This is a genomic window from Halobacillus sp. A1-3 (genome assembly GCF_050971765.1).
Taxonomy (GTDB): domain Bacteria; phylum Bacillota; class Bacilli; order Bacillales; family Halobacillaceae; genus Halobacillus; species Halobacillus mangrovi_B.
Window position 1 is genome coordinate 128122 of sequence record NZ_JBPCEO010000011.1, and the last position, 16503, is coordinate 144624.

General features: G+C 39.9%; 12 protein-coding genes. 5 read left to right on the forward strand and 7 right to left on the reverse strand.

The features are described 5' to 3' along the window. The first annotated feature begins 250 nt into the window (after window positions 1-250). Together pflB and pflA are read left to right on the forward strand one after the other, a co-directional pair. On the forward strand, window positions 251-2506 hold the full coding sequence (pflB, locus tag ACRYKC_RS18095) for a formate C-acetyltransferase (RefSeq protein WP_433808917.1): 2256 nt from the start codon (window positions 251-253) through the stop codon (window positions 2504-2506). Between the two features lie 31 nt (window positions 2507-2537). Continuing rightward, window positions 2538-3263, forward strand: coding sequence for a pyruvate formate-lyase-activating protein (gene pflA, locus ACRYKC_RS18100; protein WP_433808919.1), 726 nt, complete (start codon window positions 2538-2540; stop codon window positions 3261-3263). A 246-nt stretch (window positions 3264-3509) separates the two neighbouring features. Here the strand turns inward: pflA and adhE are convergent, their stop codons facing one another. Both adhE and ACRYKC_RS18110 read right to left on the reverse strand, forming a co-directional pair. Next, window positions 3510-6113 carry a bifunctional acetaldehyde-CoA/alcohol dehydrogenase gene (gene adhE, locus ACRYKC_RS18105; protein ID WP_433808921.1) on the reverse strand — a complete coding sequence of 868 codons (2604 nt, stop codon included), beginning with the start codon at window positions 6111-6113 and terminating at the stop codon, window positions 3510-3512. Between the two features lie 65 nt (window positions 6114-6178). Further along, a complete protein-coding gene (locus ACRYKC_RS18110; protein ID WP_433808923.1) occupies window positions 6179-6406 on the reverse strand; it encodes a hypothetical protein in 228 nt (75 codons plus the stop codon). A 382-nt stretch (window positions 6407-6788) separates the two neighbouring features. Between ACRYKC_RS18110 and ACRYKC_RS18115 the strand changes: the two genes are divergently transcribed. Continuing rightward, window positions 6789-7742 (forward strand): calcium/sodium antiporter, encoded by a 954-nt coding sequence (locus ACRYKC_RS18115; protein WP_433808925.1) that lies wholly within the window; start codon window positions 6789-6791, stop codon window positions 7740-7742. Window positions 7743-8037: 295 nt separating this feature from the next. On the opposite strand, the gene ACRYKC_RS18120 is transcribed toward ACRYKC_RS18115, so the two are convergent. From ACRYKC_RS18120 to rlmD, 5 genes are all read right to left on the reverse strand, one after another. Next, on the reverse strand, window positions 8038-9228 hold the full coding sequence (locus tag ACRYKC_RS18120) for a Ger(x)C family spore germination protein (protein ID WP_433808927.1): 1191 nt from the start codon (window positions 9226-9228) through the stop codon (window positions 8038-8040). Continuing rightward, the gene (locus tag ACRYKC_RS18125; RefSeq protein WP_433808929.1) at window positions 9225-10826 is read right to left on the reverse strand and encodes a spore germination protein; all 1602 of its coding nucleotides are present in this window, start codon (window positions 10824-10826) and stop codon (window positions 9225-9227) included. Before ACRYKC_RS18125 ends, ACRYKC_RS18120 begins: the two co-directional genes overlap by 4 nt. Beyond that, a complete protein-coding gene (locus ACRYKC_RS18130; protein WP_433808931.1) occupies window positions 10826-11944 on the reverse strand; it encodes a GerAB/ArcD/ProY family transporter in 1119 nt (372 codons plus the stop codon). The genes ACRYKC_RS18125 and ACRYKC_RS18130 overlap by 1 nt, the downstream gene beginning before the upstream one ends. Window positions 11945-11956: 12 nt before the next feature. Next, complete coding sequence (locus ACRYKC_RS18135; RefSeq protein WP_433808933.1) at window positions 11957-12187, reverse strand: hypothetical protein; 231 nt, start codon at window positions 12185-12187, stop codon at window positions 11957-11959. A gap of 244 nt (window positions 12188-12431) precedes the next feature. After that, the gene (rlmD, locus tag ACRYKC_RS18140; RefSeq protein ID WP_433808935.1) at window positions 12432-13898 is read right to left on the reverse strand and encodes a 23S rRNA (uracil(1939)-C(5))-methyltransferase RlmD; all 1467 of its coding nucleotides are present in this window, start codon (window positions 13896-13898) and stop codon (window positions 12432-12434) included. A 501-nt stretch (window positions 13899-14399) separates the two neighbouring features. Between rlmD and ACRYKC_RS18145 the strand changes: the two genes are divergently transcribed. Then, window positions 14400-15254 carry a hypothetical protein gene (locus ACRYKC_RS18145; RefSeq protein ID WP_433808937.1) on the forward strand — a complete coding sequence of 285 codons (855 nt, stop codon included), beginning with the start codon at window positions 14400-14402 and terminating at the stop codon, window positions 15252-15254. Between the two features lie 68 nt (window positions 15255-15322). Continuing rightward, window positions 15323-16450 carry a toxic anion resistance protein gene (locus tag ACRYKC_RS18150; protein WP_433808938.1) on the forward strand — a complete coding sequence of 376 codons (1128 nt, stop codon included), beginning with the start codon at window positions 15323-15325 and terminating at the stop codon, window positions 16448-16450. Window positions 16451-16503 lie beyond the last annotated feature (53 nt).

Sequence of the window (16503 nt, forward strand, 5' to 3'; positions counted from 1 at the left end):
CTTCTTGTTCGCTATAATAGTACCCTATTCGCTTGCTGTAATTCTTTCATGACTACCTGCGATCGTCTACTCCGACGTATTCAATGTACAACCGTTGTCATTTTCTTGAAAACTTTATGACTATTTTCTTGAACTTCTTTTCTTGTGAAAAAAATCACAATACATCCTTCACTATCCTATATAATAAAAGAGAAACATTACATGTGAAATACTGAACAATATCTTTCTAATTTAAGGAGGTTTCAGAAAAATGAGTGTTATAGCGCAAGTGAAGCGGGATTCAGCATGGGAAGGGTTTACTGAAGGAAGGTGGCAGGGAGAGATCGATGTCCGCGACTTTATTCTCAGAAACTATTCTCTATATGATGGGGATGAATCGTTCTTACAGGGACCGACTGCTGATACTCTCACCTTATGGGACCAAGTTATGAATCTAACGAAACAAGAACGAGAAAATGGGGGGGTATTGGATTTAGATACGAAAATCGTCTCTACCATTACTTCTCATGGACCTGGATATCTTAACAAAGACACAGAAAAGGTTGTTGGTTTTCAAACGGAGGCTCCATTCAAGCGATCCTTACAGCCATTTGGCGGCATTCGCATGGCTGTTATGGCCGCTGAGTCTTATGGTTTCGAAGTGGATGAAGAAGTAGAGAAAACATTCACTGATTATCGCAAAACTCATAATCAGGGAGTTTTTGACGCTTATACTCCTGAAATGAAGCTCGCTCGTAAAGCTGGGATCGTTACTGGTCTACCAGATGCTTATGGCCGTGGACGTATTATAGGAGACTATCGAAGAGTCGCCCTATATGGTGTCGACCACCTCATCGCTGAGAAGAAAAAAGAATTTGATCTGATTGGGAATGGCACCATGACGGAAGACATTATCCGTAATCGAGAGGAAACTTCAGAGCAAATTCGTGCCTTACAAGAACTGAAGCAACTCGGTGCAATCTATGGTTTTGACATTTCTAAGCCTGCCACAACAGCCCAGGAAGCCTTTCAGTGGCTATATTTTGGCTACTTAGCAGCGATTAAGGAGCAAAATGGTGCCGCTATGAGTCTCGGTCGTGTCTCTACCTTTTTAGATATCTATATCGAACGCGACTTAAAAGATGAGATTCTAACAGAGCAAGCAGCACAAGAATTAGTCGATCATTTCGTCATGAAACTACGACTCGTGAAATTTGCCCGTACGCCTGAGTACAATGAACTATTCAGTGGAGATCCTACTTGGGTTACAGAGTCCTTAGCAGGTATGTCTCTAGATGGCCGCCCACTTGTCACAAAGAACTCTTATCGCTTTTTACACACTTTAGAGAACTTAGGGCCAGCGCCTGAACCTAATCTAACTGTTCTATGGTCTGTTAAACTGCCTGAATCCTTCAAAAAATATTGCGCTAAAATGTCCATTACATCAAGTTCGATTCAGTATGAAAATGACGATCTTATGCGTGAAACTTATGGAGATGATTACGGAATTGCTTGTTGTGTATCTGCCATGGCAATAGGGAAACAAATGCAGTTTTTCGGTGCACGTGTCAACCTTGCAAAAGCTCTATTATACGCTATTAATGGTGGAGTCGATGAAAAGTTAAATATTCCAGTAGGTCCAGCTTATGCACCGATTACATCCGAAACCTTGAACTACGAGGAAGTAATGGAGAAATACGATCTTATGCTTGATTGGTTATCTGGTCTTTATGTAAAAACGCTCAATGTGATTCACTACATGCATGACAAATATAGTTATGAACGAATTGAAATGGCTCTACATGATCGCGAGGTCCTTCGGACAATGGCATGTGGAATTGCAGGATTATCTGTTGTAGCCGACTCTCTTAGCGCGATTAAATATGCCAACGTAAAAGTGATCCGAGATGAATACGGAAAAGCTATTGATTTCGAAATAGAAGGTGAATTTCCTAAATATGGAAACAACGATGATCGTGTAGACAACATTGCTGTTGATCTGGTTAAGAGATTTATGAACAAAATCCGTACCCATCATACGTACCGAAATTCCAAGCCAACACAATCCATCCTAACGATTACATCGAACGTAGTTTATGGAAAGAAAACCGGTAATACACCAGATGGACGAAAAGCAGGAGAACCATTTGCGCCAGGTGCAAACCCTCTTCACGGTCGAGACAAAAATGGCTCACTCGCTTCTTTAAACTCTGTTGCAAAACTGCCCTATGAGTATTCACTTGATGGGATTTCAAACACCTTCTCCATCGTGCCAAAAGCGCTTGGCAAGGAGGAAGAATCACGCTCTTTTAACCTTGCAGGCATGCTAGATGGGTACGTCATGAAAGGTGGTCACCATTTAAACGTAAATGTCTTTGACCGTGAAACACTGCTAGAGGCTATGGAACATCCAGAAGAATATCCACAGCTAACGATTAGAGTATCTGGATATGCCGTCAACTTTATCAAACTGACCCGAGAACAACAAATTGATGTGATTAACCGAACATTCCACGAAAGTATGTAAATTCGTTGTAGGAGAAAGGAGGGCAAGGAACATGAAAGGACGTATCCATTCTGTTGAAACTTGCGGAACGGTTGATGGACCAGGATTACGCTATGTCATCTTTTTACAAGGGTGTGTCTTAAGGTGTCAATTCTGTCATAACCCAGATACTTGGAAAATCAATAAAGGTGAGGAAAAGACAGTAAAAGAGCTCGTTGATGACATTAAAGATTATATTCCTTATTTCCAAGCTTCAAATGGTGGGGTGACAGTAAGTGGAGGAGAACCTCTAATTCAAATTGAATTTTTAATAGAGTTGTTCCGCGAGTTGAAAGCGCTAGGAATTCATACGACAATTGATACGTCTGGAGGATGTTATCGACGCTCTCCTCACTTTTTAAAACACTTAGATGAACTTATAGAGGTAACAGACTTGGTCTTACTGGATATCAAACATATCGATAATATAAAACACAAAGAGTTAACAGGATTACCAAATGGGCACATTCTAGATTTTGCTTCCTATTTATCCGATAAACATGTTCCTGTATGGATCCGACATGTTCTAGTCCCAACCATCAGTGACTACGATAAATATTTATATCCTTTAGCCCAATTCATCAAGACCCTTTCAAACGTTGAAAAAATTGAAGTCCTGCCCTATCATCAGCTTGGCGTATACAAGTGGCATAACTTAGGATTAGAATACAAACTCGAACACGTTTCACCACCAACAGAAGAGAGAGTTCAAAATGCCATAAACATACTGACACAGTAACCTGCTGTTTTGTCCCATGTAATAGAAGAGTTAAACCCGTGCCCTCTCCGAAAGGAGATAGCACGGGTTTTCACTTACACGTAGATCGTTTCTATGACTCCATTATCTATTACATTACCTGTGGCTTGCGACTGCTGATTGGTTAATAGAAATAGAGGTGTCTCAAAAGTTTTGTAAACTAATGAGACGCCTCTTCTAGTTCCCACTCCATATAAGTGAATTTCGAATTTTAGATAAAGCTTGATGTTATACGCCTTTATAAGCTTCACGGTAAATCTGAGCTAACTCCGTTACAAGTGGAAGTTTTGGATTCGCAGTTGTACACTGGTCTTCAAATGCACGGTCTGCTAATACATCCAGCTTAGCTTCAAACTCTTTTGCATCTACCCCATTTTCCGCAATGCTCATCGGAATATGAAGCTCTTGTGCCAAACGAATAATGGCTTGGACTAAACTTTCCACACCTTCCTCGGTTGTGCGTGCTGGTAAGCCCAGCATACGGGCAATTTCGGCGTAACGCACATCTGCTTTAAAATGCTCATACTTTGGAAAAGCTGCAAATTTCGTTGGTTTCATTGCATTATATCGAACCACGTGCGGCATGAGAATAGCGTTGGAACGACCGTGAGCAATGTGGAACTCCGCACCTAATTTATGAGCCAAGCTGTGATTAATACCCAAGAATGCATTCGCAAAGGCCATTCCAGCAATGGTAGAAGCATTATGCATTTTCTCACGTGCTTCTTCATCCTTATCCCCATTGCGGTAAGCTCTTGGGAGATACTCAAACACAAGTTGGATCGCTTTCATCGCAAGACCATCTGTATAATCATTTGCCATATTAGACACATAGGCTTCAATCGCATGGGTTAACACGTCCATACCCGTGTCTGCCGTAACAGTTTTCGGTACAGTCATTACAAACTGCGGATCAATGATGGCTACATCTGGTGTTAATTCGTAATCGGCTAATGGATATTTCACATTTTCTTCTTTATCTGTAATGACAGAGAAAGAAGTAACCTCTGAACCCGTACCGGATGTGGTAGGAATCGCGACAAATTGAGCCTTCAATCCCAATGCCGGGTACTTGAATACACGCTTCCGAATATCTAAGAATTTTTGTTTCAATCCGTTGAAATCTGTTTCAGGGCTTTCGTAAAAGAGCCACATTCCTTTGGCAGCATCCATCGCTGATCCACCACCTAAAGCAATGATGACGTCTGGCTGGAATTGTTTCATCATTTCCGCTCCCCGCATCACGGTTTCACTAGATGGGTCCGGCTCCACATCAGAAAATATTTCACAATGCACATAATCAGGACGTTTGCGTAAGTAGTGCAAGATTTTATCCACATATCCTAATTTCACCATTCCCTCATCGGTAACAATAAAGGCTTTTGAAATCTTTGGCATTTTAGCTAAGTACTGAATAGAGTTCTTCTCGAAGTAAATTTTTGGTGGTATCTTAAACCACTGCATGTTATTGGTTCTCGTCGCCATTTTCTTCACGTTGATTAAGTTTACGGCCCCTACATTGGTAGATACGGAGTTCCCACCATATGTTCCGCATCCTAATGTCAGGGAAGGCATGTAAGCATTATAGATATCACCAATAGCCCCTTGAGAAGAAGGAGCATTTACAATTAAACGTCCTGCTTTCATACGTAGACCAAAGGATTCGATCACTTGCTGATCTGTGGAGTGAATAACTGCTGAGTGACCTATCCCTCCAAATTCAAGCATCTCTTCTGCTCTTTTTAAGCCTTCTTCTGTGGAGTTTACTTTATAACAGGCAAGCACTGGACTCAGTTTTTCTCTGGATAGAGGATATTTTGGACCTACACCCTTTAACTCTGCTACTAACATTTTCGTATCTACCGGAACAGTTACTCCTGCCATTTGTGCGATTTCGAAAGCGGGCTTCCCTACAATATCTGCGTTAACCGCATAGGAATTCTCATTGATGACTAGCTTTTCTACTTTTACTCGTTCTTCCGAGTTCAAAAAGTAACACTTGTTATCAATCATTTCTTGTTTGACCTCTTTATAGATTTCTTTATCAATAATGACAGCTTGCTCTGATGCACAAATCATTCCATTATCGAAAGTTTTGGAAAGGATTAAATCGTTTACAGATCGTTTAAGATTTGCAGTCTTTTCAATATAACAAGGAACATTTCCTGGTCCTACTCCAAGAGCAGGTTTCCCGGAGCTATATGCGGATTTCACCATACCCGCTCCTCCTGTGGCTAAAATAAGGGATACACCCTCATGTTTCATGAGTCTTTGAGTTGCTTCTAAAGAAGGAGACTCAATCCACTGCACACAGTTTTCAGGAGCACCAGCTCGAATAGCCGCATCTCTCACCACTCTCGCCGCCTCTTGACTACACTTCTGAGCAGAAGGATGAAACGCAAAGATAATCGGATTGCCCGTCTTAATGGATATAATGGCTTTAAACATGGTCGTAGAAGTTGGGTTGGTAACAGGAGTGACTCCCGCTATGACTCCCACTGGTTCTGCAATCTCAACCATACCCTCTTGGCTAAAATCATTGATCACACCAACGGTTTTATCATATTTAATATTGTGATAAATGTATTCAGTGGCAAATAAATTTTTGATAATTTTATCTTCATACACGCCTCGCTTCGTCTCTTCTACCGCTAATTTAGCAAGTGGCATATGTTGGTCTAAACCAGCAAGAGCCATCTCTTTCACAATAGTATTGATTTGTTGCTGATCCAGCTTTTTCAATTCTGCTAACGCTATTTTCGAATTACCTACCAGCCCATCAACCATTTCCGATACCTTTTCCAACTTCAATTGCTTTTCTGCCACTGCCATTATAATCACTCCTATAATATTGTGAAGTTTTTCACATGATTAGTTATAAGAAAACAATTCCTTCCCTATTCACAAACTGGATTTCGCGGAATTTTAATAAAAGAAACATCTTGGTAAATCCGTGCATTTTGTTTAACAATCACAACATAATTCGTGGTCCAAATATAGGATGGTATTTCCTCGCCATCCTTCATATCCATTGCATGAAACTCATCGCCTATACTTTTTTCAAAAGCATCCAGCGTGTAGGCTTCTGTATCAGTGTTAAAGTCTTTCCATTCGCAAAGAATCATGATTGTCACCCCTTATTTCTCTGATGAATTTATCATACCACTTGATACCGCTTACCATTTGTGAAACATTTCACAAATTTGTGAACAAAAATAGCCGGAAGGTGGTAGTCATTTAACCTGTTTGAGGTTGTGAGCTCTTGATAATAACGTTTCCAAAAATAGTGATAACGCTATGGTTTACACTGCCACCTCCATATAATCCGGCCAAAGAAGACTCAATTGAAGTCCAATAGCAGATCCCGTCACCACACCACCCGGCTGGCTAGAGTATGGGAACAAATTAACTAGCATTAAAATAGCTGCATCCCTATGCTTTTCAAGTGCAATAAAAGAGGGTATGGTTAAAGCATTAAAAAATAAAAAGGAGTTTTGAAGACCAACTATGTCTTATGTTTTATTAATTGTCGGCTTTGGTTTATTAATTAAAGGAGCGGATTTGTTCGTTGATGGATCTTCCAGCATTGCAAGGCTACTCCGTGTCCCACCTATTTTGATAGGGTTAACGATTGTAGCTTTTGGTACAAGCTCTCCTGAGGCCACTGTTAGCATCATTGCAGCTTTACAAGGAAATGCTGAAGTTTCACTGGGAAATGTTGTAGGGAGTAATATCTTTAATATCACCTTAGTGGTAGGTATTGCAGCCTTCCTATATCCACTAATGGTAGAGAGTGAAACTACCAGAAAAGAAATCCCATTTACACTGCTCGCTAGTGGAGCTTTACTCGTACTTATCAGTGATTTAGAATTACAGGGATTAAGTGAAAATTTGCTAACTCGCGGTGACGGCCTCATCTTTTTATTGTTTTTATCTATTTTTATGTACTATGTGATTGAAGTGGGTATGAAAAGTCGAAAAGAGTCTATACATAAACCAGTTCCTTCAAATATTAAATGGGGAAAAAATATTGGTTTAACGTTAGCAGGTTTAGCAGCTATTATTTTTGGCGGGGACCTGGTGGTAGACAGCGGTACAGCAATTGCCTATGATCTTGGGATGAGTAATACATTAGTAGGGTTAACCATCATTGCGATCGGGACATCGCTTCCTGAACTTGTGACTTCCATATCCGCTGCGTTAAAGAAAGAAAGTGGAATTGCCCTGGGAAATGTCGTGGGGAGCAATATTTTTAATATATTATTTGTTCTTGGGGCTTCAGCTGTCATTACGCCTTTACCTGTGAATGGAAAAATATTTACCGATGTGATGATCATGATTGCATTGAGCTTGTTATTGTTCTTATTTTCAAGGACCCATTATAAAATTGGAAAAACAGAGGGTTTCGTCCTTCTGACCATGTATATCATTTATCTTGTTTACATTATTTCGAGAAACTGAGTTTTTTTATTTTTTGTTATTTATCGGATAAATAGGAACTAAAATAATTACCAATAACTCAACTAAAATCCCATCATAAAATAAGTTCCCTCAAAAGTTCAATGAACTCTTGAGGGTTTTTAAGTTAAAGCAAATCTAAAAAAATCCTGTCAAAAACAGTCAAGATTGTATTAATTAGATATTATTATAAACCTTAACTAACAAATACTTACCGCAAACAAAATAAGGGCCAAGTTCTAAAATTCTACCCCTTAACTTTTCCTTGTCTCAAGAATGTCTTAAATCACCTGAGAAGCTATTCCACTTCTGTTAAAAAGCTTTTGTTGGATGTTCCAGCCCTTCTTAAGAAAACATTTGCTTGTGTATCAATGTTTGCTTTAATAAACTCTTCATCCCAGTTATCCTTTACTGCTTGGTATTGGTTATAATGTTGCCTTCTCATGGTATCTCCGAATCCAAAAATATCCACTTCATATTCATCTTGTACCTTTGTAATAGTCGTAAGAATAATGGATTCTATCATTTCTTCAATATCCTTTTCATACTTTTTATACGTTTCGATCTTCTCTAGATTTGCACTACATTGCGTACCATTTAGGAGTGCTTCTGCAACAATTTTAACTTGAAAATTTGGTATTTCCCCGTCGTAATTGACATGTATGGTTGATTTCGAATTTAAGATTCGTATGTCCATATATTTTTGTTCCCCGCATGGAACCGTTAATGTTGTTTGTATTAAATCCTGTGTCCATACATAAGCACGAGTTTCTTCGAGATTAAGATAGCCAATGAGTTTATCTTCATTAAATACACCTACTCCTCCAAGGGTTACTAACGATTCAGGCTCCAGGCTTTTATTGTTTTCTACACTCTTGCCCTGTTTAGGAGAACCGACTATAGTCACTGCCTCAACAACCGGATGACGGCCTTTAGAAGTAAGAGCCGATATAAAATCTGATAATCTTATATTAGGATCTCCTCCCCACTCTTCAAATAAGGCAGACGTCTGATTATGAATCTTTAGAGAAGGAATTTTTTGTATTGGGAAGTTTGTTTTCAGTATATCAGCCGCTGAGATATTTTGTGCAATAAGTATATTAAAGTCATTCCGAAACTGTCCTGATCGTTCTAAGTAATCTAAAAAATCTGATGTTCCCTCACGTGCGATTTCTTCACTAATGACTAATGTTCTTGTGTGAGAATATCTTAGTTCCCTCGTTAATCCAACATTCATTTTATCTAATAATTCAGAGATTGAATTTCCTTCTAAGCTAAAGGTAACGGAGGGGGTATTTCCTTCGGATTTCTGAGAGTTTAGTTGACTTGCATTTGCCACTCCTACCGTTACTTTAAATTTCGCATCCTCTCCTTGTTCAATCGCAATACCAGTGACAAAAGCTACCTCATTCAGTTCCTTTGTATCCCAACAACCGCTTAGTAACCCAACCAATAACGGGGTGAGTAAGAGAAGTTTTATCGTTCTCATGATTCCCCTCCCTTTTTACTGCTAGGTGGAGTTGTAGATTCAGACTTTGAATCCTTTACAGGAGACTCAGTTTTCAAGTAATGCGGCCTTCTTTTATTGGCCCATATGGGGAAACGAAGAAAAACATCTTCATGGTCTTCAACAATAAATGGAGCTATAGGTGCAAGGTAAGGGACACCAAATGAGCGTAAACTTGCGAGATGGGCAACCATGAAAAAGAGGCAAAGCAAAATCCCGTATAACCCGAATACCGCTGCCATGAAAATAAATAAAAATCTTAATAGCCGTGCTGCCACTGTAAAACTTCCAATCGGGGATACAAATGTCGCTAAAGCGGTCAATGCTATTACAATGACAAGAGCGTTGGAGACAAGGCCAGCTTCTACAGCAGCCTGCCCGATAACCAAAGCTCCTACAATGGATATGGTCTGTCCGATAGCCCGTGGCATTCTGATCCCTGCTTCTCTTAAAATTTCAAAAGTGATTTCCATCATTAAAAGTTCTATAACGGCAGGGAAAGGCACTCCTTCCCGTTGAGCCTGTAAACTAAACAGTAAGTCAGTCGGAACGAGTGCATGGTGAAAAGCTGTAAGTGCCACATATAAAGAAGGCAACGTTAATGCAATCAGAAACGAAGCATAGCGAATCAAACGAATGAATGAACTAATAAAGAAGGATTGATAATAATCTTCGGTTGCCTCAAAAAAGTCCCCCAGAACAGTTGGGAGGATTAACACGAAAGGACTCCCATTTACAATAATTACTGCTTTCCCTTCTAATAAATTAGCTGCAGCACTATCCGGTCTTTCTGTATTGCAGATCAACGGAAAAACTGTAAAGCTTTTATCGGTAATATATTCTTCAATATTTCCAGAGTCAAAAATAGCATGGGTTCTAATCTTCTTTAATCGTTTTCTTAGTTCCTCTAAAATCCCTTCATTTATCACTTCATCTATATAGGCGATGGTAAGCGGGGTACGTGTATCCGTTCCAACTGTCATTGATTCAAATTTGAGAGAAGTATTTTGAATTCTTCTGCGAATTAAACTAATATTTGTATCCATCGATTCTGTAAAGCCTTCTTTAGGCCCGCGAATAACGGTTTGGGTACTGGGTTCTTCAATCGGCCGATATTCAATATTCGCCACTTGAAGGGAAAGCGCCTTTGTTTGTCCATCGACAATAACCCCTGCGTATCCAGCCAGAACATCGGCAATTAGTTCATGAAGTGTATCGTGAAAATGGTATCCCACACCCGAAAAAAATTCTTTGCGATAAGCTTCAAATTCCTCTAAATTGGTTATGGAACGGTCTTGTTGAGAAGAGATGGATAACGGCTTCATTATTTTTTCGGTTAGTAAGGAAGAGTCTGTCATACTGCTTAAATAGCAAATGACCCCTTCCTCATTCCCTACGTGAATTTTCTCCATTCGAAAATCGGTTGCATTTCTAAATGCTTTTTCAATATTAGATTGATTTTTTTGTAAATCTTTTGATAATGGGGAAGCTTCTCCACCAAACGCCAACAGTTCACGTTTCGTAGACTTATCTTGGTTGTATGATTTTTGTGATAGTAAGATTTTTTTCAACCATCCCATTATACTTTCTTCCTTTCAGCTCTCACATCTTTAGTTTTCCATAAAACAAAAGGGAAAAGAAATAATGGGATACCGAATTGGAATGGGATATGAATCATCCATGTTACCAAGTCAATCCCCTCTTTCAAATGTTCAGCAAAATTTTCGCTAATGATAATAGACAAAAAAGCAATTACCATTGCCATGGGGTAGATAAATGCACGATAAGGTCTTCCAAAAATTTGTTCTAATCCTTTTAACCCTCCATAAAAAAGAATGCTAATTTTGACCAGGATGCCAAACATCACAACAAAGATGATAATTAAGTCCACACGCTCAATAAAATTCAATAGAGAAATTTCTCCTGCGGCGTTTAACAGCGGGAATTTGGCTCTAATTTTCGTATCTGATCCTAAAGTAGCTATTTGCACAAATGACGAATAGGCTAAAATGAGGCCACTAAACACTAAGGCAAGGACCGTGGTTTTCCCTGCATAACGAGTTTTACTAGCATAGGGGAGAATCATGGTGAAGGCAACCAGTTCACCAAATGGAAAAGTAATCAAGTCAGGAAAGACAGTACTCATAATCGGCCCTAACCCTTCAGGCAATATGGGTAGAACATTTTCAACATGCAGCTCTCTGCTTAAAAAAAGTAAAATGCCAACAACTATGAGCCCCCCCACCAAATAAGGGGCATAAATTTCAGAAAAACGTCCCAAAACTTCTAAACCAAGGTAAAGAATATAGGCGACTAACAGCATAAATGTAATGGATATGACTTCAATCGGGGTGTTTACTAACAGGTCTCCAACAACCAATTCACCAAAATCTCTAAGAACTCTAGCGGACACATAAAAAAAATAGGTGATGTATAATAAAATTAGGATCTTTGAGATAATTTTCCCTAAAGCAATTTCCATTATTTCAAACAAATTTTTCCCTGGTATTTTTGACAATAAAAAAATGTAAAAACACACAGGAATTATCCCTAATAAACAAGCCGTGATTACCGCAATCCAACTATCCTGTTTGGCTTCTCCACCGATACCTACAACAATGGCACTTCCAAACAAAAAAGTACTAACAAGAATAAATAATTGAGTTAATGATATTTTTTCAGCTAATTCTCTTTGCATAAATGGTTTCACCTAACTTTGCTTTTCTGTGCTGTCTTTTTTACTAAGTCGATAATCAAGAAAAAAGGAAGCAACTAGACCAGTTATTAATGCGGAAACCGCAATCATCTCCCTTGTACCACCCTCCAACTTTAAGGAAAAGTGAAGGGATTGGGTAAATGAAAGATCATATAAATGCATATCTAAAATAGTTGATAATATAGTTGACAAAATAAGTATTACAGCAAAAGCTATGGTTACCATAGAACCCTCCAATGTCTCCTAATAAGAGCTTAACTATAATCCTTTCCATAATAGGAATAATTTATAAACAATATTCATGCAGATTCTATGGCAATTTCGATAGTATTTTTGAGCACAAAATAGCCACCCATCTTAACTGGGTGGCTATCTGGGTTATCATTTTTTTATTATTTCAGATATTTGTTTTGAACACATACTCGCTAATTAATAAAGTTCTGAATCTTTGTAGTTATCCTATTGTTGGTTACACCCTACGCACTAACTTGGCAACCGATTCTACATGATACGTCTGTGGAAACATATCCACAGGTTGAATTCCTTTGACATTATATCCGTTCTTGACCAAGTACTCTAAATCTCTCGCCTGCGTTTCCGGGTTACAGGACACATATACAATTCTCTTCGGCTGAAGCTTCACCACGCTTGATAAGAATGCTTCGTCACTTCCGCTTCTCGGTGGATCCATAATTACAACATTGGCTTTCTCCCCACGCGCTGCCATCTCTACCATGAATTCTCCAGCATCACCCTGGTAGAACCGCGCATTTTTCACACCGTTACGCTTTGAGTTCCTGATAGCATCTCGCACCGCATCTTTATTCACCTCTACGCCGATCACCTTTCCAGCTTGCTCACTGGCAACAAGACCAATCGTACCGATCCCGCAGTAAGCATCGATCACGGTTTCCTCTCCAGTCAGCTCGGCCATTTCAATCGCTTTTCCATATAATTTTTCCGTCTGGACAGGATTAATCTGATAAAAGGATTTTGACGAGATTTCGAATTCAAGTCCGCACAACGTGTCTGTGATCGTTCCCTTTCCGAATAGTACTTCTTCCTGATCGCCAAGAACGACGCTCGTGTCCCGCTTGTTCACATTCAGAAGCATTGTCGTAATTTCCGGGTGGGCTTGGCGCATAGTTTTTACAAATTTCTTTTTACCCTTAAACTCGGAAGAGGCTGCGACAAGCACTACCATGATTTCTCCGCTGACTTTTCCAACTTTGATTAACACGTGCCGCAAGAACCCCTGTTTGGTGTCTTCGTTATACGGCTGCATTTTAGAGTTCTTCAAGTAGTCCTTAATGGTCTTTACGATTTCGTCCGCTTTTGGATCATGAATAAGACAGCGATCCATCGGGATAATTTCATGTGTATTCTGAGCATAGAGACCGCCAATGACCTGACGTTTATGATTCAGACCGAATGTCGTATGGCTCTTGTTCCTGTAATCATACGGATGATCCATCGTCAAAATCGGTTCAGGCTTTCCAAACGGCTTCATCAGGGCATCTATCGTTTCCTGCTTGAAACGTGTTTGCGCCTCGTTACTCATATGCTGGAGCTGGCATCCCCCGCACTCGTAGTAATATGGACACGGCGGGTCGACCCGTTCTTCTGCTGAAGAGATCACACGTTTTAACTCCGCATGCACAGAGCGCCCTTTCTGGAATATGTTCACCTCAGCCTTTTCTCCAGGCAACAAAAGAGGTACTTCAAGCTGCTTTCCGTTCCACTGAACAAGGCCTTTTCCTTCACCGTTCAGTCCTGAGCAGGTCACCTCTGCAGTTATAGATTTCTGACTACGTTTATGTCCGTGAGTTTCCTTATGCTTTCCTTTTAATTGATTACGTTGAGACGACTTATGTTTTCCGGAATGTTTGTCAGACCGGTGAATTTTATTTTTGGACTTCTTCGTTCGTTTACTCATAGGCACTTCCTGTCTTTACTTGTTTGTCCTTCATTATAAACCACCCAAAACTTACGGTAAAATAAACGATAATAGAAAGAGTTGTCTGCAAATTGGGCTAGGTCGTCTATTAAAAATAAAGCCTCCCAATAGCTCAAAAAACTATTGGAAAGCTTTCTTTATTTTGACCGAATTTTTTTATGGTATCCAATCAAAATCCCACAGGTGTATGTGTAGAAGAAACCCATTAAATTGAGAACCAGTTAGCATTGATAATAATCTTTCCTTAGAGCTTTCCCTGTCTAAAATGGCGACTACCTTTTTAAATGCTGCAAAAGTTAAGTAAAATGGAACCATCCTCCGTTTGTCAGAGGAAGGCCATGAGAGAATGGTTTACCTTCCTTTTTTAATGGAGAGTATATAGGCATTTCTTATTATCAAACCCTGTTTTGTGGTATTCTGGAAATATAATAGAAGCATTTTGCCACGGAAAAGGAAGGACTCAAAAGGGGCTGACGAAGCATGGAAAACTTCTACTCTTCAACGCTTGAGAATTTGGAAAGAACATTCATGCCGCATACCTCCGAATATCAACGCTACATCGATTTTCACACGATGAGAGAAATGAAACAGGTGATCAATGGGAAACGCCCTGTTTATTTCGATCTGCATATAAAAGAACTTGTAGAAATGAACATGAGATATATTTTGGATGGATTTTGGAACGGCGTTTTTTTCACCGCAGTAATTCCAACTTCCAACACATTCAAGGCTTCAATTGAGGTTTACGGGAAGCCGCCGCAAACGCTGCTTGGCAGGTTTGAAATGGGAAAAGGAAAAAAGGAGTTTGCCCCTACGTTTTTGAAAGAAGAATTCACGAGAAGAAGAGGGCTCAGAGACACCTTGCGTGATTTTTCGAAGGTTCTGTATACGTATCTGGATTCCTACGTGGAGCGAAAGGAAAGAGCCGCGGGTAAAACAACTTCGGAACATCCAGGAGAAGCGATTCTCGAAGGATGGAATTTCCCCTTTCTTGAGAACCATCCTGAACTTCAAAAGGAATGGGCGTCTATAAAGAAACGAACAGTGAAACAGTTCAGACGAATGGAAGAACTAGAAATCGAAGATCAATACGCCCTTGAGACGATGATGGACAAAGACGTTCCTAACTTTATCAAATCGTTTCAGTTATTGTCGGATATCAATAAGAAAAACCGGAAAGATGAACTATTGGAGACGATGTACGATTTGCATAAGTTCATTGAAACACTTGAGCTGAAAGAAGAAGAAAATCATGCCCAGAATTTTTCCAGAAGCAAGGGGATTATTGCATCCAAGTATAACAAGGAAGACGAGAGTATCTTCTCGAGGAAGTAAAAAGAATTTTAGCAACCGAACGTTTTGTTTTTCTCGAAACCAACTAATGACACTTAGGAGGTATGGACATGAGTGAGAATTCTTTCCTTAGAGATAAAGAAGCTGAAATGAACCATCAGGACCTGAGAGAAGCGATGACTCTTATAGAAAAAGAAGATATCGACCGCCTGAACGAAGAGGCCGAAGCTTACGCGAAAAAGTTCGAATCTTCCAGGGAAGCCTCCTTTTCAGAAGTGATGAGAGAGCTCGGCGACCTCGGAGAAAAGGAACAGCGCGTCGCCGGGGAGACAATGGAAACATTAAAGCGCCCAGTAAACGATCTCATGACCAAAGGCAATAACGACATTCCCGAAACGTTGAGTGAACTCGAGGCGATCGTCTCGGACCTTGATCCGAAGCGTACCGAAGGCAACGGAGTACAGAGGTTCTTCTATAAACTAAGCAAAAAGCAGCCAATTGACCGCTACCTGAAGAAGTATGAAACCGTCGACTCCAAGATCGATACCGTTGTTCGCAGTCTCTTGGCAGGTAAAGACCGCCTTGAAGAAGATAGCGTAGAATTGCAGCTTATCAAAGAAAACGCCCAGAAGCGTATTTATGACCTGGACAAGCAAATCTATCTTGGGAAGAAGCTATTTGAGCTTTTGAAAGAAAAAGAATCTACGGGCGAATACGATCTGGCTCTGCTTACAGAAGGAAAAGAGAAGATTATTACACGTACGAGAAACATGACACAGATGAAGAGTGTATTACATCAGAGTATTTCTTCTGTGGATATTATTAAGAAAAATAATGAAAAGCTGAAGGAATCGATTCGTAATGCAGTTACACTTACGAAAAATATTATTACCGTATCCGCTTCGATTCAGCTGGCATTAAATAGTCAGCGGAAAGTAATTGATACGGTGAATGGTGTCAATAAAGCGACTGAGGAAATGCTGCTTTCGAACTCCAGGAATCTAAGGGAAAATGCGGAAGAGACGACACAGATGATGGAGAATCCGGCAATCAGTATGGAAGCTCTTCAAGAATCTTTCGACAACGTATTTGAAGCTCTTAAAACGACAGAGCAGTCGTCCGAACGGATTATCGCTTCGAGTGAACAGTTCATTGAAGAAATGGATACTTTAAACGAAAACGCACGGAAAAAATTATCCCAGACCGGTAGTCATACACAAAGAGCGCTTCGAGACTGAAGCGCTCTTTTGTACGGACGATGGGTGGCGGCACGTGATATTAAAAACCTGAC

Bases quoted from the DNA above. Each gene is read 5' to 3' on its own strand.
- pflB (WP_433808917.1), top strand. From the start codon at position 251: ATGAGTGTTATAGCGCAAGTGAAGCGGGATTCAGCATGGGAAGGGTTT.
- pflA (WP_433808919.1), top strand. From the start codon at position 2,538: ATGAAAGGACGTATCCATTCTGTTGAAACTTGCGGAACGGTTGATGGA.
- adhE (WP_433808921.1), bottom strand. From the start codon at position 6,113: ATGGCAGTGGCAGAAAAGCAATTGAAGTTGGAAAAGGTATCGGAAATG.
- ACRYKC_RS18110 (WP_433808923.1), bottom strand. From the start codon at position 6,406: ATGATTCTTTGCGAATGGAAAGACTTTAACACTGATACAGAAGCCTAC.
- ACRYKC_RS18115 (WP_433808925.1), top strand. From the start codon at position 6,789: ATGTCTTATGTTTTATTAATTGTCGGCTTTGGTTTATTAATTAAAGGA.
- ACRYKC_RS18120 (WP_433808927.1), bottom strand. From the start codon at position 9,228: ATGAGAACGATAAAACTTCTCTTACTCACCCCGTTATTGGTTGGGTTA.
- ACRYKC_RS18125 (WP_433808929.1), bottom strand. From the start codon at position 10,826: ATGGGATGGTTGAAAAAAATCTTACTATCACAAAAATCATACAACCAA.
- ACRYKC_RS18130 (WP_433808931.1), bottom strand. From the start codon at position 11,944: ATGCAAAGAGAATTAGCTGAAAAAATATCATTAACTCAATTATTTATT.
- ACRYKC_RS18135 (WP_433808933.1), bottom strand. From the start codon at position 12,187: ATGGTAACCATAGCTTTTGCTGTAATACTTATTTTGTCAACTATATTA.
- rlmD (WP_433808935.1), bottom strand. From the start codon at position 13,898: ATGAGTAAACGAACGAAGAAGTCCAAAAATAAAATTCACCGGTCTGAC.
- ACRYKC_RS18145 (WP_433808937.1), top strand. From the start codon at position 14,400: ATGGAAAACTTCTACTCTTCAACGCTTGAGAATTTGGAAAGAACATTC.
- ACRYKC_RS18150 (WP_433808938.1), top strand. From the start codon at position 15,323: ATGAGTGAGAATTCTTTCCTTAGAGATAAAGAAGCTGAAATGAACCAT.